The organism is Plantimonas leprariae (assembly GCF_008802405.1).
GTDB lineage: Bacteria > Pseudomonadota > Alphaproteobacteria > Rhizobiales > Rhizobiaceae > Plantimonas > Plantimonas leprariae.
Map to the genome: position 1 here is coordinate 140435 of NZ_VZDO01000004.1, position 25831 is coordinate 166265.

25 protein-coding genes are annotated in these 25831 nt (G+C 67.5%); 13 read left to right on the forward strand and 12 right to left on the reverse strand.

From position 1 onward, the window contains the following. Nucleotides 1–332 precede the first annotated feature (332 nt). Together glgX and mntR are read right to left on the reverse strand one after the other, a co-directional pair. Nucleotides 333–2573 (reverse strand): glycogen debranching protein GlgX, encoded by a 2241-nt coding sequence (gene glgX, locus F6X38_RS07050; protein WP_150969138.1) that lies wholly within the window; start codon nucleotides 2571–2573, stop codon nucleotides 333–335. Between the two features lie 139 nt (nucleotides 2574–2712). Further along, nucleotides 2713–3153 (reverse strand): manganese-binding transcriptional regulator MntR, encoded by a 441-nt coding sequence (gene mntR, locus F6X38_RS07055; protein ID WP_150968905.1) that lies wholly within the window; start codon nucleotides 3151–3153, stop codon nucleotides 2713–2715. 135 nt (nucleotides 3154–3288) lie between these two features. Between mntR and F6X38_RS07060 the strand changes: the two genes are divergently transcribed. The 3 genes from F6X38_RS07060 to sbmA all read left to right on the forward strand — a co-directional run bounded on the left by F6X38_RS07060 (nucleotide 3289) and on the right by sbmA (nucleotide 6987). Then, nucleotides 3289–4620 (forward strand): Nramp family divalent metal transporter, encoded by a 1332-nt coding sequence (locus F6X38_RS07060; protein WP_150969139.1) that lies wholly within the window; start codon nucleotides 3289–3291, stop codon nucleotides 4618–4620. Next, nucleotides 4620–5633, forward strand: coding sequence for a phosphotransferase enzyme family protein (locus tag F6X38_RS07065; RefSeq protein WP_150968906.1), 1014 nt, complete (start codon nucleotides 4620–4622; stop codon nucleotides 5631–5633). Before F6X38_RS07060 ends, F6X38_RS07065 begins: the two co-directional genes overlap by 1 nt. A gap of 70 nt (nucleotides 5634–5703) precedes the next feature. After that, nucleotides 5704–6987, forward strand: coding sequence for a peptide antibiotic transporter SbmA (sbmA, locus tag F6X38_RS07070; RefSeq protein ID WP_150968907.1), 1284 nt, complete (start codon nucleotides 5704–5706; stop codon nucleotides 6985–6987). Between the two features lie 6 nt (nucleotides 6988–6993). Here sbmA and F6X38_RS07075 read toward each other — a convergent pair whose 3' ends face one another. Beyond that, complete coding sequence (locus tag F6X38_RS07075) at nucleotides 6994–8142, reverse strand: winged helix-turn-helix domain-containing protein (RefSeq protein ID WP_150969141.1); 1149 nt, start codon at nucleotides 8140–8142, stop codon at nucleotides 6994–6996. Between the two features lie 190 nt (nucleotides 8143–8332). Between F6X38_RS07075 and F6X38_RS07080 the strand changes: the two genes are divergently transcribed. Then, nucleotides 8333–9064: a polysaccharide deacetylase family protein gene (locus tag F6X38_RS07080; RefSeq protein ID WP_425482831.1), complete on the forward strand. Its 732-nt coding sequence runs from the start codon at nucleotides 8333–8335 to the stop codon at nucleotides 9062–9064. Nucleotides 9065–9082: 18 nt separating this feature from the next. Here F6X38_RS07080 and F6X38_RS07085 read toward each other — a convergent pair whose 3' ends face one another. The 3 genes from F6X38_RS07085 to metC all read right to left on the reverse strand — a co-directional run bounded on the left by F6X38_RS07085 (nucleotide 9083) and on the right by metC (nucleotide 11078). Further along, complete coding sequence (locus F6X38_RS07085; protein WP_150968909.1) at nucleotides 9083–9397, reverse strand: hypothetical protein; 315 nt, start codon at nucleotides 9395–9397, stop codon at nucleotides 9083–9085. Nucleotides 9398–9522: 125 nt separating this feature from the next. Further along, entirely contained in the window at nucleotides 9523–9828 is a 306-nt protein-coding gene (locus F6X38_RS07090) for a DUF2934 domain-containing protein (protein ID WP_150968910.1), read from the reverse strand. Nucleotides 9829–9893: 65 nt separating this feature from the next. Continuing rightward, entirely contained in the window at nucleotides 9894–11078 is a 1185-nt protein-coding gene (metC, locus tag F6X38_RS07095) for a cystathionine beta-lyase (protein WP_425482832.1), read from the reverse strand. A 194-nt stretch (nucleotides 11079–11272) separates the two neighbouring features. On the opposite strand from metC, the gene F6X38_RS07100 reads away from it, so the two are divergent. From F6X38_RS07100 to F6X38_RS07115, 4 genes are all read left to right on the forward strand, one after another. After that, complete coding sequence (locus tag F6X38_RS07100; protein WP_150968912.1) at nucleotides 11273–12292, forward strand: amino acid ABC transporter substrate-binding protein; 1020 nt, start codon at nucleotides 11273–11275, stop codon at nucleotides 12290–12292. A 97-nt stretch (nucleotides 12293–12389) separates the two neighbouring features. Then, nucleotides 12390–13580, forward strand: coding sequence for an amino acid ABC transporter permease (locus F6X38_RS07105; RefSeq protein ID WP_150968913.1), 1191 nt, complete (start codon nucleotides 12390–12392; stop codon nucleotides 13578–13580). Nucleotides 13581–13589: 9 nt separating this feature from the next. Beyond that, nucleotides 13590–15089 (forward strand): amino acid ABC transporter permease, encoded by a 1500-nt coding sequence (locus tag F6X38_RS07110; RefSeq protein ID WP_150968914.1) that lies wholly within the window; start codon nucleotides 13590–13592, stop codon nucleotides 15087–15089. Between the two features lie 10 nt (nucleotides 15090–15099). Continuing rightward, a complete protein-coding gene (locus F6X38_RS07115; protein WP_246191229.1) occupies nucleotides 15100–15906 on the forward strand; it encodes an amino acid ABC transporter ATP-binding protein in 807 nt (268 codons plus the stop codon). 57 nt (nucleotides 15907–15963) lie between these two features. On the opposite strand, the gene F6X38_RS24090 is transcribed toward F6X38_RS07115, so the two are convergent. The 3 genes from F6X38_RS24090 to F6X38_RS07130 form a co-directional block, all read right to left on the reverse strand. Next, on the reverse strand, nucleotides 15964–18219 hold the full coding sequence (locus F6X38_RS24090; RefSeq protein WP_281353053.1) for an OmpA family protein: 2256 nt from the start codon (nucleotides 18217–18219) through the stop codon (nucleotides 15964–15966). 112 nt (nucleotides 18220–18331) lie between these two features. Next, complete coding sequence (locus F6X38_RS07125; RefSeq protein ID WP_150968915.1) at nucleotides 18332–19456, reverse strand: FAD-dependent monooxygenase; 1125 nt, start codon at nucleotides 19454–19456, stop codon at nucleotides 18332–18334. A 19-nt stretch (nucleotides 19457–19475) separates the two neighbouring features. Then, entirely contained in the window at nucleotides 19476–19721 is a 246-nt protein-coding gene (locus tag F6X38_RS07130) for a zinc-finger domain-containing protein (RefSeq protein WP_150968916.1), read from the reverse strand. Between the two features lie 112 nt (nucleotides 19722–19833). Between F6X38_RS07130 and F6X38_RS07135 the strand changes: the two genes are divergently transcribed. From F6X38_RS07135 to F6X38_RS07145, 3 genes are all read left to right on the forward strand, one after another. Continuing rightward, nucleotides 19834–20598: an alpha/beta fold hydrolase gene (locus F6X38_RS07135; RefSeq protein WP_150969147.1), complete on the forward strand. Its 765-nt coding sequence runs from the start codon at nucleotides 19834–19836 to the stop codon at nucleotides 20596–20598. Between the two features lie 103 nt (nucleotides 20599–20701). After that, a complete protein-coding gene (cysE, locus tag F6X38_RS07140) occupies nucleotides 20702–21529 on the forward strand; it encodes a serine O-acetyltransferase (protein WP_150968917.1) in 828 nt (275 codons plus the stop codon). A 109-nt stretch (nucleotides 21530–21638) separates the two neighbouring features. Continuing rightward, on the forward strand, nucleotides 21639–21848 hold the full coding sequence (locus F6X38_RS07145) for a DUF3126 family protein (protein ID WP_150968918.1): 210 nt from the start codon (nucleotides 21639–21641) through the stop codon (nucleotides 21846–21848). A 5-nt stretch (nucleotides 21849–21853) separates the two neighbouring features. Here F6X38_RS07145 and F6X38_RS07150 read toward each other — a convergent pair whose 3' ends face one another. Both F6X38_RS07150 and F6X38_RS07155 read right to left on the reverse strand, forming a co-directional pair. Beyond that, the gene (locus tag F6X38_RS07150) at nucleotides 21854–22366 is read right to left on the reverse strand and encodes a transglutaminase-like cysteine peptidase (RefSeq protein ID WP_150969149.1); all 513 of its coding nucleotides are present in this window, start codon (nucleotides 22364–22366) and stop codon (nucleotides 21854–21856) included. A gap of 447 nt (nucleotides 22367–22813) precedes the next feature. After that, nucleotides 22814–23413 (reverse strand): PilZ domain-containing protein, encoded by a 600-nt coding sequence (locus F6X38_RS07155; RefSeq protein WP_150968919.1) that lies wholly within the window; start codon nucleotides 23411–23413, stop codon nucleotides 22814–22816. A gap of 182 nt (nucleotides 23414–23595) precedes the next feature. On the opposite strand from F6X38_RS07155, the gene F6X38_RS07160 reads away from it, so the two are divergent. Together F6X38_RS07160 and F6X38_RS07165 are read left to right on the forward strand one after the other, a co-directional pair. Further along, a complete protein-coding gene (locus F6X38_RS07160; protein WP_246191230.1) occupies nucleotides 23596–24336 on the forward strand; it encodes a rhomboid family intramembrane serine protease in 741 nt (246 codons plus the stop codon). A gap of 68 nt (nucleotides 24337–24404) precedes the next feature. Then, nucleotides 24405–24839, forward strand: coding sequence for a CBS domain-containing protein (locus tag F6X38_RS07165; RefSeq protein WP_150968921.1), 435 nt, complete (start codon nucleotides 24405–24407; stop codon nucleotides 24837–24839). 12 nt (nucleotides 24840–24851) lie between these two features. Here the strand turns inward: F6X38_RS07165 and F6X38_RS07170 are convergent, their stop codons facing one another. After that, nucleotides 24852–25817, reverse strand: coding sequence for a patatin-like phospholipase family protein (locus F6X38_RS07170; RefSeq protein WP_150968922.1), 966 nt, complete (start codon nucleotides 25815–25817; stop codon nucleotides 24852–24854). Nucleotides 25818–25831: the final 14 nt, after the last annotated feature.

Sequence of the window (25831 nt, forward strand, 5' to 3'; positions counted from 1 at the left end):
CGAAAGTTTTGGAACGATCTCGTGCTAGTGATCGGCAAGCCGCTCCGGCATGTTGCGTATTGGGCCGTTCTATACCGGATTCTCAATGATTGCTTGGTTGGTGGTTTCGGTCGTTCTGATGATTTGGAACGCGTTTTATTGTATCGCAAAAGCGCTCGCGGCCTTTCGGAGCGAAAGGCCATCGTGAGGCGTTTGGGGGCTTCTTGCCGGTATTGGTTCGTTATCGAGTCTTGGGTTGTTGATCTTTATCGGTCTTGCATCCTTGTCAGGTATATAAAAAAGAAAAGGGCCCGTCCGAGGACGGACCCTTTTGCTTTCCCGGGATGGCTGCGTCAGCCCTCGTTCCAGAAGTGGATCTGGTTCGTCGCCGCCTTCGCGAAGGCACGGGAGATGTGGGCGAAGGAGCGCTGGGCGGTCGCGTGGGTCTCGTCGTCCAGCGGCTCCAGCACGAACACCAGCAAAGAGCGGCCGGTCGCCATGTATTCGTCGCCGAAGTCGAACGGCACGAGTTCGGAGCGGTCGGGCAGGTTCGTGTCGATCACACAGTGCCAGCGCTCGCCGCCGTTCGCTTCCGGCAGCTTGAAGTTCACCACGTCGTGGTGGGCGTTCATCACGATCAGCATCGTGGCTTCCGTGCCGGGACGCCGAATGCCGCTGGACTGCGCGCGCCCGTCGAGCAGCATGCCGAAGCAGCGCGCCCCGCCGTCGTTCCAGTTCTGCTGGTCGAACTCGACGCCGGCCGGCGTGATCCAGGCAAGGTCCTTGACGCCGTACTCCTCGTCGAAGGCGCCTGTCAGGAACTTGCCGCGCCGAAGCATCGGCAGCGACTGGCGCAACATGATCAGCTTCTGGACGAACTCGGCAAGATCGCGGCTTTCGTCCGTCACCTCCCAGTCGACCCAGCCAATCTCGTTGTCCTGCGCATAGGCGTTGTTGTTGCCGTTCTGCGTGCGGGCGAACTCGTCGCCAGCGAGGATCATCGGCGTGCCGCGCGAGAAAAGCAGCGTGCCGAAGAGATTGCGAAGCTGCCGATACCGGATCTCGGTGATCGTCTCGTCGTCGGTCGGTCCCTCGACGCCGTAATTGTTCGAGAGGTTGTGCGAGTGGCCGTCGCGGTTGTTCTCGCCGTTCGCCTCGTTGTGCTTGTCGTTGTAGCAGACGAGGTCGTGCAGCGTGAAACCGTCATGCGCCGTGATGAAGTTCACGCTCGCCCACGGCTTGCGGCCGCGGTTGTTGAAGATGCCGGCCGAGGCGCTGATCTTGTCGGCGACCGCCGGGATCTTTCCTTCGTCGCCGCGCCAGAACGAGCGGATCGTGTCGCGGTAGCCGTCGTTCCACTCGGCCCAGCCCGGCGGGAAGCGGCCGACCTGATAACCGCCCGGACCGCAGTCCCAAGGCTCGGCGATGAGCTTCACCGAGGCGAGCAGCGGATCCTGCATGCAGGCGTAGAGGAAGCTCGATCCCTCGTCGAAGCCGTTCGGCTCGCGCGCCAGGATCGTCGCGAGGTCGAACCGGAACCCGTCGACCCGGCACTCGCCCGCCCAGTAGCGCAGCGAATCCGTCACGATCTGCATGACGCGCGGATGGCTGGTATTCACCGTGTTACCGGTGCCCGTGTCGTTGATGTAGTAGCGCTTCTGGTCCGGCAGGAGGCGGTAGTAGGTGGCGTTGTCGATGCCCTTGAACGAGATCGTCGGGCCGAGCTCGTTGCCTTCCGCCGTGTGGTTGTAGACGACGTCGAGAATCACTTCGAGCCCGGCATGGTGGAACTGCGTCACCATCTCCTTGAACTCGTTGATGAACGGCGTCGCGCAATAGCGCGGCTCCGGCGCGAAGAAACCGATCGTGTTGTAGCCCCAGTAGTTCCGGAGGCCCTTCTCGACGAGGTAGCTGTCGTCGACGAAGGAATGGATCGGCAGCAGTTCGACGGCAGTGATGCCGAGGCTCTGGACGTATTTGATGACGTCGCGTTGCGCCATGCCCAGGAAGGTGCCGCGGTGCTCCTCAGGTACCGCCGGGTGGCGCTGCGTGAAGCCTTTCACGTGGGTCTCGTAGAAGATCGTCTTCTCCCACGGGACGTTCGGACGCTGTTCGTCGCCCCAGGTGAATGCCGGGTCGACCACGCGGCACTTCGGCACGAAGGCGGCGCTGTCGCGCTCGTCGAACGAAAGGTCAGCGTCCTTGTGTCCGATCGTGTAGCCGAAGAGGGCGTGGTCCCACTTCACCTCGCCCACATGCTGCTTGGCGTAGGGGTCGATCAGCAGCTTGTTGTGGTTGAAGCGGTGGCCGGCATTCGGCTCGTAAGGGCCGTAGACACGATAGCCATAGGTGAGGCCCGGGCGCGCTTCAGGCAGGTAGCCGTGGAAAATCTCGTTCGTGTATTCCGGCAGCTCGATCCGCTCGATCTCGGTCTCGCCGTTCTGATCGAAGATGCAGAGCTCGACCTTCGTCGCATGGGCGGAAAAGAGCGCGAAATTCACACCCAGTCCGTCCCAGGTCGCGCCGAGCGGAAACGGCCTGCCTTCCTCGATGCGCGAGCGCCGGACCGCCGGTTTTGCGCTGAAGGCTTTCATCTTGACGGACGGAAGTTGGACGTTCACCGAATACGGCTCCCCTCATGTCTGATGGTGCCATAAGCCGGCGCGGCTGCTTCCGTTCCCTCGCCGGTCAAAGAGTCGCTGAACATATTCGCCGCGCTGCAAGCGGGTCGGTTCAGCCGCCGGACCGCCCCTCGAGAAAGCGCCGAAAGGCCTGCAACGTCTCGTTGCCGACGTGGTGCTCGATGCCTTCGGCATCGATTTCCGCGGCCTCCGGCCGCACCCCGATCGCGACGAGGAAATCGAAGACGAGCCGGTGCCGGGCGCGCACATCCTCGGCAACCTGCTTGCCGCGCTCGGTCAGGAAGATGGATCGGTACGGCTGGCTCTCGACGAAGCCGTCCCGGGCGAGGCGTTGGATCGTGCGAGCCACCGTGCCCGGCGAGACGCCGAAGCGGTCGGCGAGGTCGGCCGCCCGCGCTTCGCCCCGCTCGGCGATGAGGTCGTCGATCATCTCGACGTAGTCCTCCGCCAGTTCCGACTGGTTGGCCCGCCGCACCCGCGCAAAGCGTTCGGCCGCGGAACCGCAGGGCAAATCGTCGCCGCCTTTCGTCATAGCCTTTCCGCTTTCGATCAAAAGCTCACATACAGGACGATCGCCGAAGCAGCAAAGTTTGTCACTGGACAAACTTCACACCCTGGGACAGATTTGGCTTTGACCAATTCGAAGGATCGAGCCATGTCGGCGGAGATGGGCGTGCGGATCGACGGCGAGGGCTGGCGCCGGGAGCGTGGCGAGGGATCGCTGCTCGACGTCCATCGCTCCGTCGAGGCGCGCGGCGGCTCGCCGATGCGGAAAGCCTTCGCCTTCGTCGGCCCGGGCTATCTCGTCGCCGTCGGCTACATGGACCCCGGCAACTGGGCGACCTCGATCGCCGGCGGCTCGGCCTTCGGCTATACGCTGCTCACCGTCGCGCTCCTGTCGAACATCATGGCGATCGTGCTGCAATCGCTCTGCGCCCGGCTCGCCATCGCATCGGGCCGCGATCTCGCGCAGGCCTGCCGCGACGCCTATCCGGGCTTCGTCGCCCTTCCGCTTTGGCTCCTGGCGGAGATCGCGATCATAGCCACCGACATCGCGGAGGTGATCGGCACCGCCATCGGTCTCAACCTGCTGTTCGGCATTCCGCTGGAGATCGGCGTCGTCATCACCGCGCTGGACGTGTTCCTGATCCTGCTCCTGCAGCGGCTCGGTTTCCGCTGGGTGGAGGCGCTGGTGATGACGCTGCTCGGCGTCATCGCCGTCTGCTTCGCCGTCCAGATCGCGATGGTCGATCCGAACTGGGGCGACGTGATCCGCGGTTTCGCGCCGACCACCGAGATCGTCTCGAACCCGCAGATGCTCTACCTCGCGCTCGGCATCCTCGGCGCGACGGTGATGCCGCACAACCTCTACCTGCATTCGGGCATCGTGCAGACCCGTGACTACGGGCAGACGCTGCCGGAGAAACGTCAGGCGCTGCGGTTCGCCACCATCGACTCCACCGTCGCGCTCTGCTTCGCGCTCCTCGTGAACGCCTCGATCCTCATCCTCGCCGCCGGAACTTTCCATGTGACGGGCCGGACGGAGATCGCCGAGCTTGGACAGGCGCACAGCCTGCTCGCGCCGATCCTCGGGGTGGCCATCGCGCCGACGCTGTTCGGCATCGCGCTGCTCTGCTGCGGTCTCAACTCGACCGTCACCGCGACGCTCGCCGGCCAGATCGTAATGGAAGGGTTTCTGAACCTCAAAATCGCGCCGTGGCTCCGCCGCCTCGTCACGCGCGTGATCGCCATCGTGCCGGCGGCGGGCGTCACCATCTTCTATGGCGACGCAGGCACGGCGGAACTCCTCGTGCTGACGCAGGTCGTGCTCAGCCTCCAGCTTTCCTTCGCCGTGTTCCCGCTGGTCCTCTTCACCGCCAGCCGCACGAAGATGGGCGCGCTCGTCGCGCCGCGCTGGCTGACCGGCTTCGCGATGCTGATAGCATTCGTGATCGCCGGCCTGAACGTCAAGCTCATCGTCGACTTCCTGCTCGGCTGATGCCCGTCCCAGATCGAGCCGTCGACGCGCGCCCGGCCGCTCTCGCGGACGCGGCAGGCGCCATTGCAGGCGCGCTTGGCGAATGGGGGCTGCCGCCCGCGACGCGGCTGGACCTCATAACCGAGTCCGAGAACGCGACCTTTCTCGCGACCGGCTCAGATGGCAGACGCCGGGTCGTGCGGCTGCATCGGGCGGCTTACAATGATGCGGCCGCCATCCGCTCCGAACATGCCTGGATCGAGGCGCTGCGGCAGGACGGGATCGTCCGGACGCCTGCCGTGTTGGCGCGGTTCGATGGCGCCACGGTCGGCGAGGCGCGGATCGGCGAGGGGATACGACATGTCGCGGTGTTCGAGTTCGCGGACGGCGCAGAGCCGCCGGTCGACCGCGATCTGCCACGCTGGTTCGAACGGCTGGGCGCGATCACCGCCCGCCTCCACACGCACAGCCGGACCTGGACGAGGCCGGCCGGCTTCACGCGGCGCGTATGGGACTTCGAACGAAGCCTCGGGAGCCGGGCGCATTGGGGTGACTGGCGCGCGGCGAGAGGGCTCGACGCCTCCGGTCAAGCTGTGCTCGCACGCGCGGTCGCCGCAATCGAGCGGGCGCTCGCTGCCTACGGCGCCAGCCCGGAGCAATTCGGCCTGATCCATGCCGACCTGCGGCTCGCCAACCTTCTCGCAGCGGGGGATGAGCTGAGTGTCATCGATTTCGACGACTGCGGCTTCGGCTGGTTCATGGCGGATTTCGCCGCGGCCATCAGCTTCATCGAGCACGAGCCGGTGGTGCCCGATCTGCAGGCGGCCTGGGTCGAGGGCTACCGGTCCGTCGCACCGTTGAGACGTGACGATGCGGCGATGCTGCCGGTCTTCGTGCTGCTTCGGCGTATCCTTCTCACTGCCTGGGCGGCCTCCCGCCGGGACGGCGAGACCGCCAGTCGCTACGGCGAATGGTACACGGCCGGTACGGTGGAACTCGCCGAGCGCTTTCTGACGCAGTTCCCCAAGGCTTAACGAGAGTTCACTACGCAAACCCGGGAGGGCGGGTTAAGGGGACGCAACGCAACACGTCGAAAGGCGGGCGATGTTCAAGTCGTTCTTTCCGAACCCGAAGCCGTTCTTCATCTCCGCCGTCGTCTGGGCGCTGATCGGCGTCGTCGCGTGGTACGGCTTCGTGCGCGATCTCGGCGCCTCGTTCGGCATGGGTCCGCTGCCGGACGGGCAGGAGCCGGAAGTCGGCGTCTCGATCTTCTGGTCGCCGCCGTTCCTGTGGTTCTACATCTATTTCGCCGTGATGACGCTGCTGTTCCACCTGTTGTGGCGGTGGCGCGAGCCGCGGCATCCGTGGCTGAACTGGTCGATCCTCGGCTCGGCGCTGATCCTCTTCACCACCTACTTCCAGGTGCAGGTGAGCGTCGCGATCAACAACTGGTACGGGCCGTTCTACGATCTCGTGCAGGCGGCGCTGTCGAAGAGCCGGCCGGTCACGCTCGCCGAACTCTACGGCGGCATCGGCACCTTCCTTTCCATCGCGCTCGTCGCCGTCGCGGTCGGCGCGCTGACCCGCTTCTTCGTCAGCCACTACATCTTCCGCTGGCGGACGGCGATGAACGACTACTACATGGCCTACTGGGAGCGCCTGCGCGGCATCGAGGGTGCATCCCAGCGCGTTCAGGAAGATACGATGCGTTTCTCCACCACGATGGAAACGCTCGGCGTCAGCCTGATCGATGCGGTGATGACGCTGATCGCCTTTCTGCCGGTGCTGCTGCGGCTGTCGGGCAGCGTCACCGAACTGCCGATTCTCGGCGCCGTGCCGCATCCGCTGGTGACGGCGGCGATCGTCTGGGCGGCGTTCGGCACCGCCTTCCTCGCCATCGTCGGCATCAAGCTGCCGGGCCTCGAATTCCGCAACCAGCGGGTCGAGGCGGCCTACCGCAAGGAGCTCGTCTACGGCGAGGACCATGCCGAGGCGGCGCAGCCGCCGACCGTCGCCGCCCTGTTCGAGAACGTGCGGCAGAACTACTTCCGGCTGTATTTCCACTACGTCTATTTCAACATCGCCCGCATCGGCTACCTGCAGATCGACAACATCTTTCCCTATCTCGTGCTCGGGCCGGCGATCGTCGCCGGCGCGATTACGCTCGGCGCGCTGACACAGATCACCAACGCCTTCGATCAGGTGCGCTCGTCGTTCCAGTACCTCGTCAATTCTTGGCCGACGATCGTCGAGCTCCTGTCGATCTACAAGCGCCTCCACGGCTTCGAGGCGACGATCAAGGGCGAACCGCTGCCGGACATCGACCGCCGCTACCACGAGCGGCTCGCCTCCGGCCTCGGCGAACTGGAGGCGACGCGCCCGCACTGAGCGGGTTCAAGGCTGCAACTGGAAGCGCTCGAAGCGTCCGAGTTCGGCGTCGACCCGCCGCTTCAGCTCGGCGGACGGTTCTTCCAGCCACGTCGCCTTCTGCATGAGGAGACGCCCGTTGCGGCGGTCGGTCTTCAGGTCGAACGCCGCGACCACCCGGTCGCCGACGAGGACGGGGAGGGCGAAGTAGCCGAGCACCCGCTTGTCGCTGGGCACATAGGCCTCGAACCGGTGCTCGTAGCCGAAGAACGCCGCGAGGCGTTTGCGCTGGATGATCAGCGGATCGAAGGGCGAGAGCAGGTGCACCGGCTCCTCGTCCGGCGGCGCCAGCGCCTCCAGCGCCTCCGGCGCGGCCCAGTGCTCGACGCGGCCGGCATCCTCCACCGCGACCGCCCGCAACGCGCCGCGCCGCACGCGCGCCTCGATCCGCTCGCGGATCGCCGTCTTGCGGCTCGGCACGAGGTGGCAGACCGAATCGAGGCTGACGATCCCCTGCGCCTTGAGCGCGCGATCCAGCATGTAGTCGGCGACCTGCCGCTCAGTCGCGGGCTTCGGCCGTTCCGCCCAGCCGAAATGCCGATCCGTCAGCTCGTAGGTCTTCAGCATGCCGGTGCGGGCGCTGATCGTCAGCGCGCCGGTGTAGAAGGCGAGCTGCAGCGCGCGCTTCGACGGCTTGCGGCTCGCCCAGGCATGGTCCTTCTCGACCAGGACGTCGTCATCGATCTCGCGGATCGACAGCGCGCCGCCGTCGCGCACCAGCTTCATGACCTTCGCGAGGTCGGCCTTCGTGACCTTCTCGAACCAGTTCGCCGGCTTCAGCCGATATCGCCGCATCGCGGGCAGGAAGAAGCGGTAGTCCTCCGCCGGCACGAAGGACAGCGCGTGCGTCCAGTATTCGAAGACGCTGCGGTCGACGCTCTGAGCCTGCGCAAGGTGCTCGAGCCGATAGGACGGAATGCGGGTCCAGAGGATATGGTGATGCGAGCGTTCGATGACGTTGATCGTGTCGATCTGCACGTAGCCGAGATGCCGGACGGCGGCTGGGGTCGCCTCGGCGCCGCCGCCGAACGGCTCGCGCGAATCGAGCCTCTGCGCGCGAAGCCAGATGCGGCGCGCGTCGTGTTTCGAAACGGGAAGCGGTGAACGGCGGGACATGGCCATTCCCGTTCTGTTCCGCAGCGAACGTGATGCGTCAAGCCCGTCCGGCGTGGCGGGGCGGCAACGCTCGGCAACAACCCGGCGGATCGATCCGCCGCTCCTTCATTTCGCGCCAATCCCACCCTATGGCCTCGGTCCGAACACCCTCGACGAGCCGCCTGTGCTGCCTCTCATCCGCTATTCCGCCATTGTTCTCGTTCTCGCGGCGTGCGCTACGCCGGCATTCGCCGGCGACGTCGAGCCGAGCCTGCGTCTCGATCACTTGACGGGAAGCCGCGAGATCGCGCTGACCTTCGACGCCTGTTCCGGCGAGACCGACCACCGAATCCTCGACACGCTCGTCGCCGAGCACATCCCGGCGACGGTGTTCGTCACCGGCCGCTGGCTGAAGCGGAACGGTCCGGCGCTCGCCGTGATGCTGGCGCATCCCGATCTGTTCGAGATCGAGAACCACGGAGCGGAGCACGTGCCCGCCGTCACCGATAAGCCGACCGTCTTCGGCCTTCCCTCGGCCGGGACGCTGGAAGCGGTGCGGGCGGAGGTCGACGGCGGCGCTCTGGCGATCTTCGCGGCCACCGGCACCGCGCCCCACTGGTTCCGCGGCGCGACCGCACGCTACAGCCGCGACGCGGTCGCGCTCGTCACCAGCGAGGGTTACCGCATCGCCGGCTATTCGCTGAACGCCGATGTCGGCGCGTCCCTGCCGGCAGCCGCCGTCGAGAAGCGCTTGGCCGCCGCGAAGGATGGCGATGTCGTCATCGCGCATATCAACCAGCCGCACCGGCCGGCGGGGGCCGGCGTCGCGGCGGGCATCCTCGCGCTGAAGCGGGCAGGAGCGACCTTCGTCCGGCTGGAGGATGCCGACGAGGCCGAGGGCAAGGTCAATGCCGCGAAGCCGAGTTCGCATCCGTCGTCGTGAGGGTGGCTTCCCGGTCGCCTACTCGACCTCGATGACGTCCATCAGCGCGCCGACGCCGAGGAATTTCGGCGGCAGGAGGCGCCAGATCGTGCCCGTCGTCGAGGACCAGATCTCGAGTTCGTCGCTGCGGAAGCTGTCGGCGCAACCGAGGTCGTCCGGCGGCAGGAGGATGGGGGCGCGACGTGGGCGGCGCTCGCCCTTGCGAACGGCGGGCGTTCGATAGGAGATTTCAGCGACCCTCACCGAGGAGAACAAGTCGAAATCCACGGCGTGGGCGGCGCGAGGAACGGCGGCGATCCCGACAACCAGCAACAGGATCGACCGAAGCAACATCGCACATGCGCCGAACTATAGTTCGGGCGCGAAGATCCAGGCTCCGGCCTTCCCCGTCAAGCGGGATCATGGCGAATGTCGAGATGCCGGGGATGCTTTTCCTGACCTTGCGGTACGGTTTTCGTTCAGGCGGCTCGCACGAGAATGGCGAGGTCGATTTTCGGGCATTCGCCGCCGAAGAGTTCGAACGAGAACGGCTCCGGCGCATAGAGGGCGCTACGGAGCTGCACGATTTCCGCCGGCTGTCCGGGTACTGGCTCTTCTACCGGCTCCAGCACCACGATGGGGGCGGAATCGACGCCCAGTTCGTCCTCGATCTGCTGCTTGGCCTCGGCCCAATGCACGTGTTCTTGCCCGGTCGGACGCCCGGCCTTTTCCCAGAGCGCGTAGGCGCGATCCCTGATCGCCTCGTCATTGTCGATCACCGGCATGACGCGTCCCTCCTACCCGTTGCACGCGCATGAATGCGACGAGGTCACAGGCGGTTCCGCAGCCTCTAGCCGTTTTTGTTTTGCCGGGCAGCGAGCGCCGCCAGCCCGCGTTCGAGATCGGTTCTGAGGTCCGTGAAGTCCTCCAGCCCGATCTGCAGACGGACCACCGGACCCTCGTCGGGAGCCAATGCGAGCGTGCGATCCGACAGGTCGACGGGTACTGCCAAGCTCTCGAAACCGCCCCAGGACCAGCCGATGCCGAAGAGCTCCAACGCGTCGACGAAGGGGGCCGGGTCGCCATGCGGCTGGCGCAGCACGATCGAGAAAAGCCCGCTCGCGCCGGCGAACTGCCGTTTCCACAGGTCGTGGCCGTCGAAGGAGGGCAGGGCAGGATGGAGCACCCGCGCCACCGCTTCGTGCCCTTCCAGCCATTCCGCGAGGCGCATCGCCGTCTCGGCATGGCGATCGAGCCGGACGCCCATCGATCGCAGCCCGCGCAGAACGAGATAGACGTCGTCGGGTGCGGCGTTGATGCCGAGCGTCAGCTGCGTGTCGCGCAGTCGGCGATACGTCGCCTCGTTGGCGGAAACGCTGCCCATCAACACGTCGGAATGCCCGCTCGGATACTTGGTCAGCGCGTGGATCGAGATGTCGACGCCGTGGTCGAGCGGCCGGAAATGCAGCGGCGTCGCCCAGGTGTTGTCGATCATGGTGACGGCGTTCGCGGCCCTCGCCGCGCGCGCCGCCGCGCCGATATCCAACATCTCAAAGGTATTGGAGCCGGGCGCTTCGAGGAACACGACTTTCGTCTCCGCCCGAATCAGATCCGCGATCCCCTCGGCCCGCTTCGGATCGAAGTATTCCACCTCGACGCCGAGCCGCTTCAGCACCGTGTTCGCGAAGCGGCGGGTGGGGCCGTAGATGCAGTCCACCATCAGAAGGTGATCGCCGGCGGAAAGGAAGGCGAGCAGCGGAACCGTCACGGCCGCGAGGCCGGATGGGACGAGGATCGTGCCGGCTGCGCCTTCGAGTTCGGAAAGCGCCGCCTCCAGCGCCTCAGTCGTCGGCGTACCGGACAGGCCGTAGGTGTAGCGCTGCGAGCGGCCTTTCAGCGCGGCCGAGTCGGGGAACAGGATGGTGGAAGCGCGCACCACCGGCGGATTGACGAAGCCATGATAGTCCGACGGCCGATTGCCGCCGTGCGCCAGACGCGTGTTGGGGCCCGGTGCAGGCTTGCCCGTGGGGTCGATCTCACTCAAAAGATGTCGGCTTTCATTGACTGGAGGCGGCGACCGTTCGCTGGCCGTGGGTGGGCGCGGAAAAAATACGCCGGCTGCTTGACCTGCTGATTTTTATGGCATGAAGTCCGGCAAAGGCAATCGGGGCGCTGCGATCCGAGGACGCCTTCAGTCGTAGAGTTGAGTGGCCAAGGAGCACAGTTCTCATGAAGACGAAATACCTGGCAGCCGCCATCGGTCTCGCCGTCGCCGGAATGGCGGCGAGCGGCGCGTCGGCCGCGACGCTGGACGACGTCAAGTCCCGCGGCACGCTGCGCTGCGGCGTGAACACCGGCCTGCCGGGCTTCGCCTCCCAGAACGACCAGGGCCAGTGGCAGGGCCTCGACGTCGACTACTGCAAGGCGATCGCCGCCGCGGTGTTGGGCGACGCGACCAAGGTCCAGTACGTGCCGCTTTCGGCCGTGCAGCGCTTCCCGGCGCTGCAGAACGGCGAGATCGACGTTCTGGCGCGCAACACGACCTGGACGCTCGGCCGCGACACCAAGGACGGCATGTCCTTCGCCGGCGTGAACTACTACGACGGCCAGGGCTTCATGGTGAAGAAGGAGCTGAACGTCACGTCGGCGCTGCAACTCTCCGGCGCGACCGTCTGCGTCCAGAGCGGCACGACGACCGAGCTCAACCTCGCGGACTACTTCCGCGCCAACAACATGCAGTTCAACCCGGTCGTCATCGAATCGCAGAACGACGTGAACGCCGCCTACGACAGCGGCCGTTGCGACGTTCTGACCACCGATCAGTCGGGTCTCTACGCTTCCCGCCTCGAACTTTCGAAGCCGGACGACAACATCGTGCTGCCCGAGATCATCTCGAAGGAGCCGCTCGCCCCGGCCGTGCGGCAAGGCGACTCGCAATGGTTCAACGTCGTGAAGTGGACGCACTTCGCGCTGCTCGACGCGGAGGAGCTTGGCGTCACGCAGGCCAACGTCCAGGAGATGACGAAGTCGCCGAACCCGGAAATCCAGCGCATGCTGGGCAACGGCTCGACCTTCGGCCAGGACATGGGCCTGACCAACGACTGGGTCGTAAAAATCGTGACGGCCGTCGGCAACTACGGCGAGGTGTTCGAGCGCAACATCGGCTCGGCGACGCCGCTCGGCATCGCGCGCGGCCAGAACGCGCTCTGGACAAAGGGCGGCCTGCAATACGCTCCGCCGATCCGCTGAGCTATCGGAGCCGGGGTCCGCGCGGACCCGGATTTCAGCATCGACGCGCGGCCTCGGCCGCGCGTTCCGACGACCTTCCCCGAGGAAGCGCCGCCTTATGACCGCCGATACGCATCCCTTGCACGAGCGGCCGGCCAGGGTTTCCTGGACCAACGATCCCGCGATCCGCGGCATCGTCGTCCAGGCCTTGGTCGTCGCCCTGCTGATCGCCTTCGTCTGGTGGATCGCGCACAACGCGGCGGAGAACCTGCGGGCGCTCGGCAAGACGTTCGGCTTCGGCTTCCTCGAAGGGCGGGCAGGGTTCGACATCGCCCAGAAGCCGGTCGCCTTCACGCCGGACGCATCCTACGCCCGGGCCCTGCTCGTCGGACTGACGAACACGTTGATCATCGCGGTCTGCGGCATCGCGATGGCGACCGTGCTCGGCTTCCTCGTCGGCATCGGCAGGCTGTCGCACAACGTGCTGATCCGCGGGCTTTCCACGACCTATGTGGAAATCTTCCGCAACATCCCGCCGCTGCTCGTCATCATCTTCTGGTACAACGGCGTCCTGTCCGTCCTGCAGCCGCCGCGCAACCTCCAGCCTTCGTCTCTCGGCGTCTACCTGACGAATCGCGGTCTCCAGACGCCGCGCTTCCTGTTCGAACCGCTCGCCTGGGCGACGCTCGGCGCTCTCGTCCTCGGCATCGCGCTGACGGTCTTCCTCTCGGCCGCGAACGCGCGCCGTCAGGCCGCGACGGGGCAGCGCCGGCCGATGCTCCTGCCGGCGCTCGGATTGATCGTCGGGCTACCCGTGATCGTGTTTCTCGCGACCGGCATTCCGGCGACGCTCGAAATGCCGGCGGCGACGCGCTTCAATCTCGTCGGCGGCTTCCAGATCGCGCCGGAATTCCTCGCGATGTTCCTGGCGCTGTCGATCTACACCGGTGCTTTCATCGCCGAGATCGTGCGGGCCGGCATCATGGCCGTATCGAAGGGGCAGACGGAGGCGGCGTCGGCGCTCGGCCTGACCCGCTGGCAGATGCTGCGGCTGGTGATCGTGCCGCAGGCCTTCCGGGTAATCATCCCGCCGCTCACCAGCCAGTATCTGAACCTGACGAAGAACTCCTCGCTCGGCCTCGCGGTGGGCTATGCCGATCTCGTCGCGGTCGGCAACACGGTGCTCAACCAGTCCAGCCGCTCGATCGAGATCGTCGCGGTCTGGATCGCCGCCTACCTGACGATCAGCCTGATCGTTTCCTTAGCCATGAACATCTTCAACGCCCGCATGGCGTTGGTCGAGCGCTAGGGGCCCGCGATGGAAGAGCAGGTCGCGGGCTATGTCGCCGATCAGCCGAAGCTGCCGCTGCCGCCGCCGGCGAGCGAGGTCGGCTTCGGGGCGCGGCTGCGCCGCAGCCTCTTTGCGACGCCGACCGACGCGATCCTGACGGTTCTCGCAGCGCTGCTGATCCTCTATGTCGGCTGGAACCTCGCACAGTGGGCACTCGTCCACGCAGCCTTCGCCGGCGCCGACCGCACGGCCTGCGTCCCGGCCGGGGCTGAGGAGAGCGGCGCCTGCTGGGCCTTCGTCCGTGCCCGCTTCGCGCAGTTCATGTACGGCCTTTACCCGGTGGAGGAGCGCTGGCGGATCGACATCCTCGCGCTGGTCCTCGTCGCGCTCGTCGCGGCCATCGCCGTCCCGCGCGTGCCGTTCAAGCGGCTGAACGCGATCCTCCTTCTCGCCGTCTATCCGGTCGTGGCGCTGGTGCTTCTGACCGGCGGCCGGTTCCTGTTCGGCGGCGCGGCGATCGCGCTGCTCTTCGCCCTCGCCGCGGTGGTGACGCTCGTCATCGCCAGCGGGCAGATCGGCTTCCGCTGGAGCGATCCGCTGATCCGGGCGGCGCGTCTCCTCGTCGTCTTCGCCTTCGCCGCGCTGGTCGCCTCGGCCACCACCGACTTCGACCAGCGTCTTTTCCTGAACCAGAGGTTCGACACCGCGACGCTGGCGGCCTTCCTCGCCTCGCTGCTTGCCGTAGCGCTGACGATCGCGGCGGCGTTCCGGAATGCCGACCTTCGTGCGGGCGCGCCGTCGCTGGCGATCCCGCTGGCGGCGCTCCTCGCCGCGCTTGCCTTCCTCACCGCCGATCTGGGTCTTGCGCCCGTGCGCACCAACTACTGGGGCGGCCTCAGCCTGACGCTGGTCGTCGCGTTGACCGGCATCGCGGCGTCGTTTCCGCTCGGCATCCTGCTCGCGCTCGGGCGCCGCTCCACCATGCCGGCCGTGCGCATCCTCTGCATCATCTTCATCGAGTTCTGGCGCGGCATTCCGCTGATCACCGTCCTGATCATGGCGCAGTTCATGCTGCCGCTGTTCCTGCCGAGCGGCGTGACGATCAACGAGCTCCTGCGTGCGCTGGTCGGCGTGTCGCTGTTCTCCGCCGCGTACATGGCGGAGGTCATCCGCGGCGGCCTGCAGGCGATCCCGAAGGGGCAGTACGAGGGAGCCGACTCGCTCGGCCTCGGCTACTGGCAGAAGATGCGGATGATCGTGCTGCCGCAGGCGCTGCGGCTGGTCATTCCCGGCATCGTCAACACGTTCATCGGCCTGTTCAAGGACACGACGCTCGTTTCCGTGATCGGCCTCGCCGACTTCCTCGGTGCGGTCCGGCGCGGCTTCTCGGACCCGACCTGGATCACCGAGCAGACCGCCGCCTCGGGTCTCGTCTTCGCCGCCTTCCTCTATTGGGTCTTCTGCTTCTCGATGTCGCGCTATTCCATCTTCATGGAACGGCGGCTCGATACCGGGCACAAACGCTAGGATTTCTCCCATGTCGCTCGAAACCAACGTCCAGGAAGCGACCGCCCCGGCGGCGGCGGCGCGCGCTCCGCGCACCCTGTCCTCTGAGGTCGCGGTGGAACTCGCCGACGTCAACAAGTGGTACGGCGAGTTCCACGTCTTGCGCGACGTGAACCTTCGCGTCCGGCGCGGCGAGCGGATCGTCGTCTGTGGGCCGTCCGGCTCCGGCAAGTCGACGATGATCCGCTGCATCAACCGGCTGGAGGAGCATCAGAAGGGCCGGATCGTCGTCGACGGCATCGAGCTCACCAGCGACCTGAAGAAGATCGACGAGGTGCGCCGCGAGGTCGGCATGGTGTTCCAGCACTTCAACCTCTTTCCGCACCTGACCATCCTCGAGAACTGCACGCTCGCGCCGATCTGGGTGCGCAAGATGCCGAAGAAGAAGGCCGAGGAAGTCGCGATGCACTTCCTGAAGCGGGTGCGCATCCCGGAGCAGGCGAACAAGTATCCAGGCCAGCTTTCCGGCGGTCAGCAGCAGCGGGTCGCGATCGCCCGCTCGCTCTGCATGAACCCGAAGGTGATGCTGTTCGACGAGCCGACCTCGGCGCTCGATCCCGAGATGATCAAGGAAGTGCTGGACGTGATGGTCGGGCTGGCCAACGAAGGCATGACGATGATCTGCGTCACGCACGAGATGGCCTTCGCGCGGCAGGTCGCCGACCGCGTCATCTTCATGGATGCCGGCCAGATCGTCGAGCAGAACGAGCCGGAAGCCTTCTTCCGCAACCCGCAGCACGAGCGCACCAAACTCTTCCTCAGCCAGATCCTGCACTGATCGGAGAGAGGATCGAAGGCCGGCGACGGGTAAACCGCCGCCGGCCTCCCGTCCGCGTCAGCGACCCGAGGTCTCGACCGGCTTCACCAGCGCCGTGATGCGCCGGACGGTGACACGCCGGTTCTCGCGGTTCTCGCCTTCGGTGTTCACCTTCAGCTCCTGCTCGCCGTAGCCCTGCGTCACGAGATTCTCGGCCGGCACGTCGAAGTACTGGGTGAGGGCGCTCGCCACCGACTCCGCCCGCTTGTCGGACAGGACGAGGTTCGCCTCCGGGCTGCCGACGGCGTCGGTGTGGCCTTCGATCAGGAAGGTCTCGCCGGGATTGGCCTTCACGACCTTGTCGATCGCTTCCGCCAGACCCTGCAGCTTGTCGACCTGATCCTGCAGGATGGTCGCGGAGGCGAAGTCGAAGTTGATCGTCGCGAGATCGATGCGGCGCACCTTCTCGCGGATGCGGGGTGAGCGGCGCACCTCGTCGATCGAGTAGATCCGCTCCACCGTTTCCACCGGCGGCGCGACGAGCGTGTTGTAGTAGAGTTGCTCGTCGGGCTCGTCCGTGTCGACCACGTACTCGTCCTCCGGGATGTCGACGCGCACCGGCGGCAGGTCGCGGCCCGGATCCTCGAAATAGTCCGGCCGCCGTTCGTCGGCCGAGTCCGGATCGTAGAACAGGACCACTTCGCGGCCATCCGGCATGACGCGCGAGCGCTGGATCACGTCGCCGTAGCGGTTGGTGACCGTCACGATCTGCACACCGTTCTCCTTGACGATGGTGTCGCGCGTGCGGCCACGCGGCAGGCGCTCGCTGTACTGCTCGCGCGAGCCCTTTTCGAGCCGATCGTCGTCGTTCGAGCGGATGAAGTATCCGGCCGTCGCACCCGCCACGGCGCCGGCGACCGCCGCCGCGCCGAGGCTGAGGATCTGCCGGTCGCCGTCCCGCTTCACCACCTTCGCGTCCGGCGGCAGTTCGTAGCGCGGTGCTTCCCGGATGCGCTCGCCGCGCTCGCGGGTGATCGGCTGCACGTCGACCGGCGTCTGCAGCGTCTGCACGCGGGCGTCGCTCTGGTCGATCCGGCCCGGCTGGACCGGCGCGGTCTGTATGTCGGCCGGCACGGGCTGCGGCGCGGGCGTCGCGGAAGCGGCGGGTGCTCCAGCCGCGGTCGGCGCGGCCGGGGCGGTGGTACCGGCGGCAGGTGCCTGCGCCGGAGCGCGCTGCCCGGGCGCTAGCGGCTGCGCCGTTCCGGGAACGGCGGTGGTCGCATCCGGCGCGCCGGGCTGCGCCGAGGCGTTCGGGGCGGCGGTGGCGGGAGCGGCAGGCGTGCCGGGCGTCGCGGGCTGCGCCGGCACCTCGCCGGTCGGAGCGGCGGCGTTGCCGGAGCGCGGTGCACTGGCATCCGGGGTCGTCGCCGGAGCGGCGGTTTCGGCGGGAGCGGCACGCGTCGCCGAGCCCGGCTTGGCCGGTGCCTTTTCCGGCGCGGGTGCCGCTTCACCGGCCTGTTCGCGCTGCCGCTGGCGGCGCTGCGAGCCGGGCTGCCCCTCCGGCGCTTGCGGTTCGGCGGGTTGCGTGGTGGCCGCAGACGGCTCGGCCGGCTGCGCAGCCGTCACGGGTGCCTCAGCCGGCTCGGTCTTCTGGCGGCGGCCGGCAGGTCGTTGTTTGGTTTCGCCCTCGGCCGGACTCGCGGCCGTTGGCTCGGCAGGGGCTTCCGATGCCGCGCCGGGCTGCTGTTCCTGCCGGTTCCGGCCGTTGCGGCGCGGCGCTTGCTCGCCGCTCTCGCTGGCTGCGCCCGCGGCTCCGCTCGTCTCGCCTTCGGCCGGTTGCGGGCGCTTGCGCCGCTGCGGTGCGGCGTCGGGATCGGCTGCGGCCGCTCCGCTGGTTTCCGCCTCGCCCGCGGCGGTCGCCGCGGGTGCTTCCTTGCGCTGACGGCGCGGCGAGGGTTGTTCGGCGTCCGAGGCCGCCGCGCCGGTTTGCGCCGAAGGCTCCGCGTTTTCGGCTGCGCCCCGCTGCCGGCGCGCCGGCTGCTCGCTCTCGCCCTGTTCGGCCTGCGCCTTCCGGCGCTGCTTCGGCTGCGCTTCGCCGCCTTCCGCGCTGCCGGCCTCGCCGGCTTCGGGCTGCGCCTGACGGGTCTGGCGACGCGGCTTGACCGGCGCTTCGCCCGCCGCTCCACCCCCGGCCTCGGCGCCGGGCTCTTCCGCCTGTGCGAGGCGGATCGCACCCGGCTGCGCGGCGAGCGCGAAGGTCGGGCCGGTCAGCGTCGTCGACGCGGCGAGCATGGCGGTGAAGAGGAAGCGGGTCGGCTTATCGGTGATCGGCATGTTCCATCCTGGAAGGAAAGCAGTCCCTTGCTTTCTCGGACCCCTGACGCCGTCGGGGCGATGCGCGCCAGATAGGTGCCCGGCGCGGCACAGGAAGGGCAGACGCTCGCGATCAGGCGTCGTCCGGCGTCCAGTCGTAGAGCCAGCCGAGGTCGCGGAGCAGCGACGCTTCCGACCGCGCGCGCAGCACGAGGTTCCGGCCGAGGGCGAACGGGAAGGGCAGATGGTACACCATGCGGTGGAACGCGACTCGCCGCCGGACCCGCTGCCAGCGCGGGCGGCGCACGGCCTCGAAGCGCTGCCACGCGGCAGCGGCGTCCTCCGCTCGCGCGAGGCATTCGGCGGCGACGAAGCCGTCCTCGATCGCCAGCGCCGCACCCTGCGCCGCGTAGGGCGGCATGGCGTGCGCCGCATCGCCGACGAGCAGCAGGCCCGGCGGATCGCCCGGCCGACGCGGCCGGTCGGAGGCGGCGAGCGGCCAGGGCGTCGCTTGGTCGAGCGCTTCGGAGATCCGATGGAGGAAAGGATCGGCACCGACGAGAAGCCTGCGCGAATTTCCGGCCTTCTCAGGCACGGCTACGACGACGTTGATCCGTCCGCCACGATCCACGGGATAGGCGACGACATGGCAGCGTGGGCCGAGCCATGCCGTGATGCCGGACAGCGGCTCCCGCCCCTCCGCCCCGAGCGTCAGCCGCCAGGCGACGTCATCGGTCGGCTCGGCGGCGGGGTGGCCGAAGGCCGACGCGATCTCCGACCGCACGCCGTCCGCGGCGATCACGACGCCGGTCGCCACCTCGCCGTCGGAAAAGGAAAGGACGGTATGGGTCCCGTCCTGTCTGGCCGCGACGAGCTCGGAACCGAGATGGAGGCGGATCGACGCCGTCGCCGTCACGGCATCGAGAAGCACGCGCTGCAGGTGGGCGCGCGTCAGGGAAAGGTACGGCGTCCCGTCGCTTCCGAGCACCGGCACATTGGCGAGCCGACGGCCGGTGCGAAGGTCGCGCAGCGTGACTTCGCGGGCTTCCACCGCTCGCTCCCGCAGCGCCGAGAGGAGGCCGAGCCGGTCGAGCACCCGCAGCGCGTTCGGCGAAAGCTGGATGCCCGCGCCGATCTCGTCCAGCCGCTCCGCCTGCTCGTGGAGGTCGACGGCAAAGCCGCACCGGGCGAGGGCGAGGGAAGCCGCGAGGCCGGCGATCCCCGCCCCGACGACCGCAACGGGCTGCGCCGGCCTCATCGGGCGACGACGGGAACCTTCAGGTCGCGCGCTCCTCGAACAGGCAGCCGGCCGGGCGGGTTTCGGCGGCCTTCAGCGACGGATCGATGCGGTAGAGGGTCGAACAATAGCCGCAGACCTTCTCGCCTTCGTCGCCCATGTCGAGATAGACGTGCGGATGGTCGAACGGCGCGGACGCGCCCGTGCACATAAATTCGGTGACGCCGATCTCGATGACGTCGTAGCCACCGTCGTTCTGGAAGTGCGGGATGAGGTGGTCGGCCATTCGAGGCTCCGGCGGTTGGTCGCGATGGGTTCTATCCGCGCGCAGGCCGGAAGAACAGGGGAAGCCGCGGGTCCGCATGGTCTCCGGGCTGGAACAAAGGATCGAGCGGGCGATGGATGTCTTCGAGAACGACGGATTGCGCCTTGCCTTCCTCGATGAGGGCGATCCGGCCGCGCCCGCCGTGTTGCTGATCCACGGCTTCGCATCCTCCATGCGGGTGAACTGGATCGAGCCGGGCTGGGTGCAGACGCTTGCCGGTGCGGGCTATCGTGTCCTCGCCTTCGATCATCGCGGTCACGGCGGCAGCGACAAGCCGCGCGAGCCGGCCGCCTACACGCCGGAGAAGATGGCGGGCGATGCGCATGCACTCCTGGCGCGCCGCTCGGTCGAGCGGGCCGCGCTGTTCGGCTATTCGATGGGCGCGCGGGTCGCCGCCTTCGCGGCGCTGGAAACGCCGGAGCCGTTCCCCGCGCTGGTGTTCGGCGGCCTCGGCGACGGGCTCGTGCGCGGCGTCGGCGATTGGGATCCGATCGCCGCAGCGCTGCTTGCCGACTCGCTCGACGATGTGACGCACGAGCGCGGCCGCATGTTCCGCGCCTTCGCCGACCGGACGCGCAGCGACCGGCGCGCTCTCGCCGCCTGCATCACGACGTCGCGGCGGGAACTGTCCCCGGCCGATGTGGGCCGCATCGCGCAGCCGACGCTGATCGGCGTCGGAACCAAGGACGATATCGCCGGCTCCGCCACCGAGCTCGCCGCGATGATGCCGAACGCAACGGCCTTCGCCATTTCGGGGCGTGACCACATGCTGGCGGTGGGCGATCGCGCCTTCAAGGCGGAAGTGCTGCGTTTCCTGGCGAACAGCTACGTGCGATAGCGATTTTCCTTTAAGCTGCGGCGTTGCAGGTCGATTGTTCCAAGAGGAGCGGCGGCCTATCTAGCGGCTACGAACTGGCGCAGTGCGGGAGGATACGTCGTTCATGAGTGCAGCGAACCGCGCCTCGCACGACCACCTGAAAGCGGTCGACCCGATCTGGGAGAATGTGCGCGGAGAGGCGCTCGCCGCCAGCGAGAACGAGCCCGCGCTCGCCGGCTTCTTCTATTCGGCGGTCCTCAACCATTCGAGCCTGGAGGCCGCCGTCACCTATCGCGTGTCGCAGCGGCTGCATCATGCCGACGTGCCGGCGGCGCTGATCGCGCAGGCCTTCGACCAGTTCCTCGCGCCGGAAGCGGAATGGCGCGACTCGCTGCGCGCCGACCTTCGCGCGGTGTTCGATCGTGATCCGGCCTGCTCGCGGTTCATCGAGGCGCTCCTGTACTTCAAGGGCTTCCACGCCATCCAGACGCACCGCTTGGCGCACCGGCTGCTGCGCGAGGGGCGGCGCGACTTCGCGCTCTACCTCCAGTCGCGGTCGTCGAGCGTCTTCCAGACCGACATCAATCCCGCCGCCAGGATGGGGCGCGGCATCTTCCTCGACCATGCGACGAGCATCGTCATCGGCGAGACGGCTGCGATCGGCGACGACGTGTCGATCCTGCAGGGCGTCACCCTCGGCGGCACGGGCAAGGAAACCGGCGACCGGCATCCCAAGATCGACAGCGGTGTGCTGATCGGGGCGGGGGCCAAGGTGCTCGGCAACATCCGGGTCGGCAAGTGCGCGAAGATCGCCGCCGGCTCGGTGGTGCTGAAGCCGGTGCCGCCTTGCTCCACTGTCGCCGGGGTGCCGGCGCGCGTCATCGGCACGGTGGAGGATTGCGGCGGCGAGCCGGCGCGGGCGATGAACCAGATGTTCGACCGTCCGGAATGACCTGCCGGCGGTCCGGCGGCCCGGATATGGGCCGAAACGTCGCCGCCGGGAAGATTCGATATTCGCGGGGCACGCTCTAGCTTCCGGCGCGCATACCCAGGAGCGCCACGTGAAGCCCGACGAAATCCGCAAGCTCGAGACCTACCTGAAGACGCTGTTCAAGGGGTCGGACATCAAGGTCCGCGCTCTGCCGCGGAAGGCGGACTCCGGCGAAGTCTATGTGGGCGAGGAGTTCATCGGCACGGTTTCGAAGGATACCGACGAAGGCGAGACCTCATATCACGTGACGATCTCGATCCTCGACGTCGACCTCGATTAGCCGCTTCACTTCACGCTGCCGACCAGCATGTCGCGGTCGTCGTCGACGCCGAGCCACTTGCCGGCATGGCGCTCGGACTGGCGCTTCAGGAAGCGTAGGTCCGAGTCCTTCCAGTCGAGAACCCGTTCGTCGAGGTTGTCGAGGATGAAGTCGCCGCGGTCGGTGCGGACGGTCAGCACGGCGTGCCCGTCGCCGTTCGGCTGGCGCGCGACGGTGATCAGCAGGGCGGAGCGCGGATAGCCGGCCTTCTCTAGCATATACTGCTTCAGGAGGGCGAAGTCCTCGCAGTCGCCCTCGACCTTCGGGTACTCCCAGTATTCCGCCTTGCCGTAGATCTCCTGGTCGGTGCGCGGGAAAATGCTGCTGTTGACGACCTTGTTCACGTCGACGATCTGCTTCCAGGCGGCCTGCGTCAGCTTGACGAAGCCGACCTGGGTGTTCCGCTCGCACTCCGAAGCGTAGCGCTGGCAGAACTCGTAGTGTCCGATCGGTTGCGAGGTCGGCCCGGAAAGCTGCATCGGGCGGCCGTCCGCCGCCGCGCCCGAAGCCGAAAGGGCAAGGCAGGCTGCTCCGATGATCCCGAGAATATGCTTGAACACTGCTGCCACTCCGATGTTGACCGGATAGTGGCATTCCGATTTTACTCCGGCGCGAAGTCCGAAGTTGCAATTTTAATCAATCGAATATTCGTGGTCGATCCAACGAATACTTGCGGATTTGTCGATGTGCATCTCGCAATTCGAGCGAATGGCGGCGCAAGATTTTAACCATGCTCGTTCGGGTCGGAGGGTGGCCGAAGGAAGATAGTGACCGGCGACAGTGCTGCGTGCCTGGACCCGCTTCCGCGGCAGCCCGTGGAGCCGCGAGCGGAAATCCAGCGGTGCGTGAAATGGCGTTCGGAACCGGAGACGGCTGAGATGCCGTCCCGGCATCGCCAAGACTGGATAAGCTTGCTGCCGACGGTTTCAGAGGTCCGAGATGGTCTCGGTCGTCTGCGCCACCGCGAACTCGATGGCGAAACCCTCTTCCAGGAGGCGGACGACGCGGCCCTGCGTATGACCCAGCACGACGCGCGAACCGACCGCCGGCCGAACTGCCGACTGCACGGCCGCGCCGGACAAGGAAAGGTCCATGATCTTCACCTTGTACTTGCGGCCGTCGTCGAGGGTGATGTCGATCATCGGGTTCTTCGGCTGCAGGCGCTCGTGCCGCCGATCCTCCGGCAGGTTGAGCTCATGCCGGTTTGCCAGCCAGGTGAGCTGCGCCGCCATCTTCTCGCGTTTGCGGTCCGACATCGCGAGATCGACCGCGAAGCCGCCCTGGAAGAGCCGGCGCACCGTGCCCTCCATGCGCCCGAGCTGGTCGACGTAGAAGATCACCCGCTCGCCGAGCCGCGCCTGCGCGGCGGCGAGAACCGCCGCATCGCCGGGCGAGATGTCGCGCACACGGCACGGGAACTCGCTGCGGTTCTCCAGCATGAAACGGCCGAGAAGATCGACCGGGATGCGATGGAAGTGCCGCCGTTCCGGGAAGTCCCGAGGCGCTTGCGCCGCGAAAGCTGACATGAAGGAAACCCGTTCCCGGAGGGCATCTGGCGGGTTCGACGCTACAAACCAAAACTTAAGGATCGATGAGTCGCGCCTCGAAACGTCGCCGCATCCCGGGGCCGGTTTGTCGATGTTTCCGGTCTTGGCTATGGGATGCGGGTCGCGGCGCGAACGCGCGGCTCACCAGGGAAAGACAGCTTTTGTCCATCGAACAGGAAGCCGCCGACAAGCGGCGAGATCCGCCCAGGCCGGCGCATCCGCCGGCGCTCAACGTGCCGGGCGCGGTGCTCGCGACGATCGTCCTGCTCGGGCTGGTGCATGCGGTGCGCACCTTCGTGCTCGGACCGGCGGCGGACGACCGGCTGGTCTTCGATCTCGCTTTCATCCCCGGCTGCTACGAGACGGATTGCGTCGGCATCTACGGGCGGGCGGCCGGTGCCGGCTTCTGGACGCCGCTGACGCATGCCTTCCTGCACGGCGACTGGGCGCATTTCGGCTTGAACGCGGTCTGGCTGCTCGCCTTCGGCACGCCCGTCGCGCGGCGGATCGGAGCACGGCGCTACGTCCTGTTCTCCGTCGCCGGGGCGCTCGCCGGCGCCGGTCTGTTCTTTCTCGTCAACCCGGCGCTCATGGAGCCGGTAATCGGCGCGTCGGGCGTCGTCTCGGCGCTGATGGGCGGCGCCTGCCGCTTCGCCTTCGGCGCGTCCCGCCAGTTCGGCGAGTCCGCCAGCGAGGTGCCGCTGCTGCCGATCGGCAGGGCGCTCGCCGACCGCACCGTGCTCGTCTTCATCCTCGTGTTCTTCGCGACCAACCTTGCAACCGCGACGAGCTTCGGCAGCTTCATCAGCGGCGGCTCCGCCATCGCCTGGGAAGCGCATCTCGGCGGCTTCGCCTTCGGTTTCCTGTGCTTCGGACCATTCGACCGCCGCAGGGCGGCCTGATCGCGCCGCCCTTGCGGTTACGGAGCGGCTGCCGCACCATCCTTCCATAACAACAATGGGAGGTAGCGATGAGTGTCCGCAGCATCCTGGAGGAAAAGGGCAGGGACGTCTTCACCATGCGCCCGGAAGCGAAGCTTTCCGAGGCGGCAGCCGAGCTCGCGAGCCGCCGGATCGGCGCGCTGGTGCTGCTCGGTGACGACGGCCGGATCGCCGGTATCCTGTCGGAACGCGACATCGTCCGCGTGGTCGGCACGACCGGGGCGGGAGGCCTGGAGCAGAGCGCCGCGCAGGTGATGACGACGAGGGTCGTGACCTGCGGCGAGGAAGCCTCCATCGACGAGGTGATGGAGACGATGACCAAGGGCCGGTTCCGCCACCTTCCCGTTGCGGAAGACGGCCGCCTCGTCGGCATCGTCTCGATCGGCGACGTCGTGAAGCGGCGCATCGCGGAGGCGGTACGCGAGGCCGAGGACATGCGGACCTACATCACCGCCGGCGGCTGACCGCCTGACCGTTCAGCTCTCGTCGAACCCCTCGGCGACGCGCTCGATCTCCGGCAGGCGGCGGATCGTCTCTTCGTAGCCAAGGGCGATCGCCTCGTTCGCCCGGTGGAACTCGGCGAGGCCGATGCCGCGAACCTTCGGCTGGAGCGAGAGATCGGGTGGGTCGCCTGCCAGCCGCGACCGCGAGATGCGGTCCTGCACGATGTTGAACGCGTCGGCCATCGAACGCGTGATGCCGATCTTCTCGCGCCGGCGAACGGCCTGCAGGAGCAGGGGGTCGAGTTCGCCCGTCACGATCGCGGCGGGTTTCGCGGCCGATCCGACGGAGGCATCCACCGCGTGCATCCGCACCACGGCGGCCCGGCCGAAAAGGTCGTAATGGAGGTTCACGGCGACGACGAGCGGCTGCTCGCAGGCGCGGCAGACGGACACCGGCACCGGGTTCACGAGCGCGCCGTCGAAAAGTTGCCGGTCGCCGCACTGCACCGGCTCGAACACGCCCGGCAGCGCGTAGGAGGCGCGCATCGCGACGATCAGGGAGCCGGAGCCCAGCCAGACCTCGTGGCCGCTATGCGCCTCGGTCGCGACGCAGATGAAGGGCTTCGGCAGTTCCTCGATGCGGACGTTCGCCAGGTGCTCGACCAGACGGCGATTGAGGCGCATGCCGCCGAGCAGGCCGGCCGCGCCGAACCGGAGGTCAAGGAAGCGGATCAGGCCGCGGCGGGTCAGCGAGCGGGCGAACTCCTCTAGCTCGGGCAACCGTCCCGCCAGATAGCAACCGCCGACCAGCGCGCCGATCGAAGTGCCGGCGATCATCGAGATTTCGACGCCGTTGTCGCGAAGCGCCTTCAGGACGCCGATATGCGCCCAGCCTCTCGCGGCGCCGCCGCCGAGAGCGAGCGCGATGCCGAGCCGGCGGCGTTTCACGGCCGGCGTCGACAGGTGGCCAGGGGACACGAACGGCAGAACCGGCGGCATGGCCGGCGAGTCCC

Excerpts from the sequence above, each read along its gene's own strand:
- F6X38_RS07150 (WP_150969149.1), bottom strand. The coding sequence starts at position 22,366 with ATGCAGCTTTCCGGGCCGACCTCGCAACCGATCGGACACTACGAGTTC.
- F6X38_RS07130 (WP_150968916.1), bottom strand. The coding sequence starts at position 19,721 with ATGGCCGACCACCTCATCCCGCACTTCCAGAACGACGGTGGCTACGAC.
- F6X38_RS07105 (WP_150968913.1), top strand. The coding sequence starts at position 12,390 with ATGACCGCCGATACGCATCCCTTGCACGAGCGGCCGGCCAGGGTTTCC.
- F6X38_RS07060 (WP_150969139.1), top strand. The coding sequence starts at position 3,289 with ATGGGCGTGCGGATCGACGGCGAGGGCTGGCGCCGGGAGCGTGGCGAG.
- cysE (WP_150968917.1), top strand. The coding sequence starts at position 20,702 with ATGAGTGCAGCGAACCGCGCCTCGCACGACCACCTGAAAGCGGTCGAC.
- F6X38_RS07170 (WP_150968922.1), bottom strand. The coding sequence starts at position 25,817 with ATGCCGCCGGTTCTGCCGTTCGTGTCCCCTGGCCACCTGTCGACGCCG.
- F6X38_RS07135 (WP_150969147.1), top strand. The coding sequence starts at position 19,834 with ATGGATGTCTTCGAGAACGACGGATTGCGCCTTGCCTTCCTCGATGAG.
- F6X38_RS07100 (WP_150968912.1), top strand. The coding sequence starts at position 11,273 with ATGAAGACGAAATACCTGGCAGCCGCCATCGGTCTCGCCGTCGCCGGA.
- F6X38_RS07065 (WP_150968906.1), top strand. The coding sequence starts at position 4,620 with ATGCCCGTCCCAGATCGAGCCGTCGACGCGCGCCCGGCCGCTCTCGCG.
- F6X38_RS07125 (WP_150968915.1), bottom strand. The coding sequence starts at position 19,456 with ATGAGGCCGGCGCAGCCCGTTGCGGTCGTCGGGGCGGGGATCGCCGGC.
- F6X38_RS07115 (WP_246191229.1), top strand. The coding sequence starts at position 15,100 with ATGTCGCTCGAAACCAACGTCCAGGAAGCGACCGCCCCGGCGGCGGCG.
- F6X38_RS07075 (WP_150969141.1), bottom strand. The coding sequence starts at position 8,142 with ATGTCCCGCCGTTCACCGCTTCCCGTTTCGAAACACGACGCGCGCCGC.
- mntR (WP_150968905.1), bottom strand. The coding sequence starts at position 3,153 with ATGACGAAAGGCGGCGACGATTTGCCCTGCGGTTCCGCGGCCGAACGC.
- F6X38_RS07090 (WP_150968910.1), bottom strand. The coding sequence starts at position 9,828 with ATGCCGGTGATCGACAATGACGAGGCGATCAGGGATCGCGCCTACGCG.
- F6X38_RS07085 (WP_150968909.1), bottom strand. The coding sequence starts at position 9,397 with ATGTTGCTTCGGTCGATCCTGTTGCTGGTTGTCGGGATCGCCGCCGTT.
- F6X38_RS24090 (WP_281353053.1), bottom strand. The coding sequence starts at position 18,219 with ATGCCGATCACCGATAAGCCGACCCGCTTCCTCTTCACCGCCATGCTC.
- F6X38_RS07110 (WP_150968914.1), top strand. The coding sequence starts at position 13,590 with ATGGAAGAGCAGGTCGCGGGCTATGTCGCCGATCAGCCGAAGCTGCCG.
- F6X38_RS07155 (WP_150968919.1), bottom strand. The coding sequence starts at position 23,413 with ATGTCAGCTTTCGCGGCGCAAGCGCCTCGGGACTTCCCGGAACGGCGG.
- glgX (WP_150969138.1), bottom strand. The coding sequence starts at position 2,573 with ATGAAAGCCTTCAGCGCAAAACCGGCGGTCCGGCGCTCGCGCATCGAG.
- sbmA (WP_150968907.1), top strand. The coding sequence starts at position 5,704 with ATGTTCAAGTCGTTCTTTCCGAACCCGAAGCCGTTCTTCATCTCCGCC.
- F6X38_RS07165 (WP_150968921.1), top strand. The coding sequence starts at position 24,405 with ATGAGTGTCCGCAGCATCCTGGAGGAAAAGGGCAGGGACGTCTTCACC.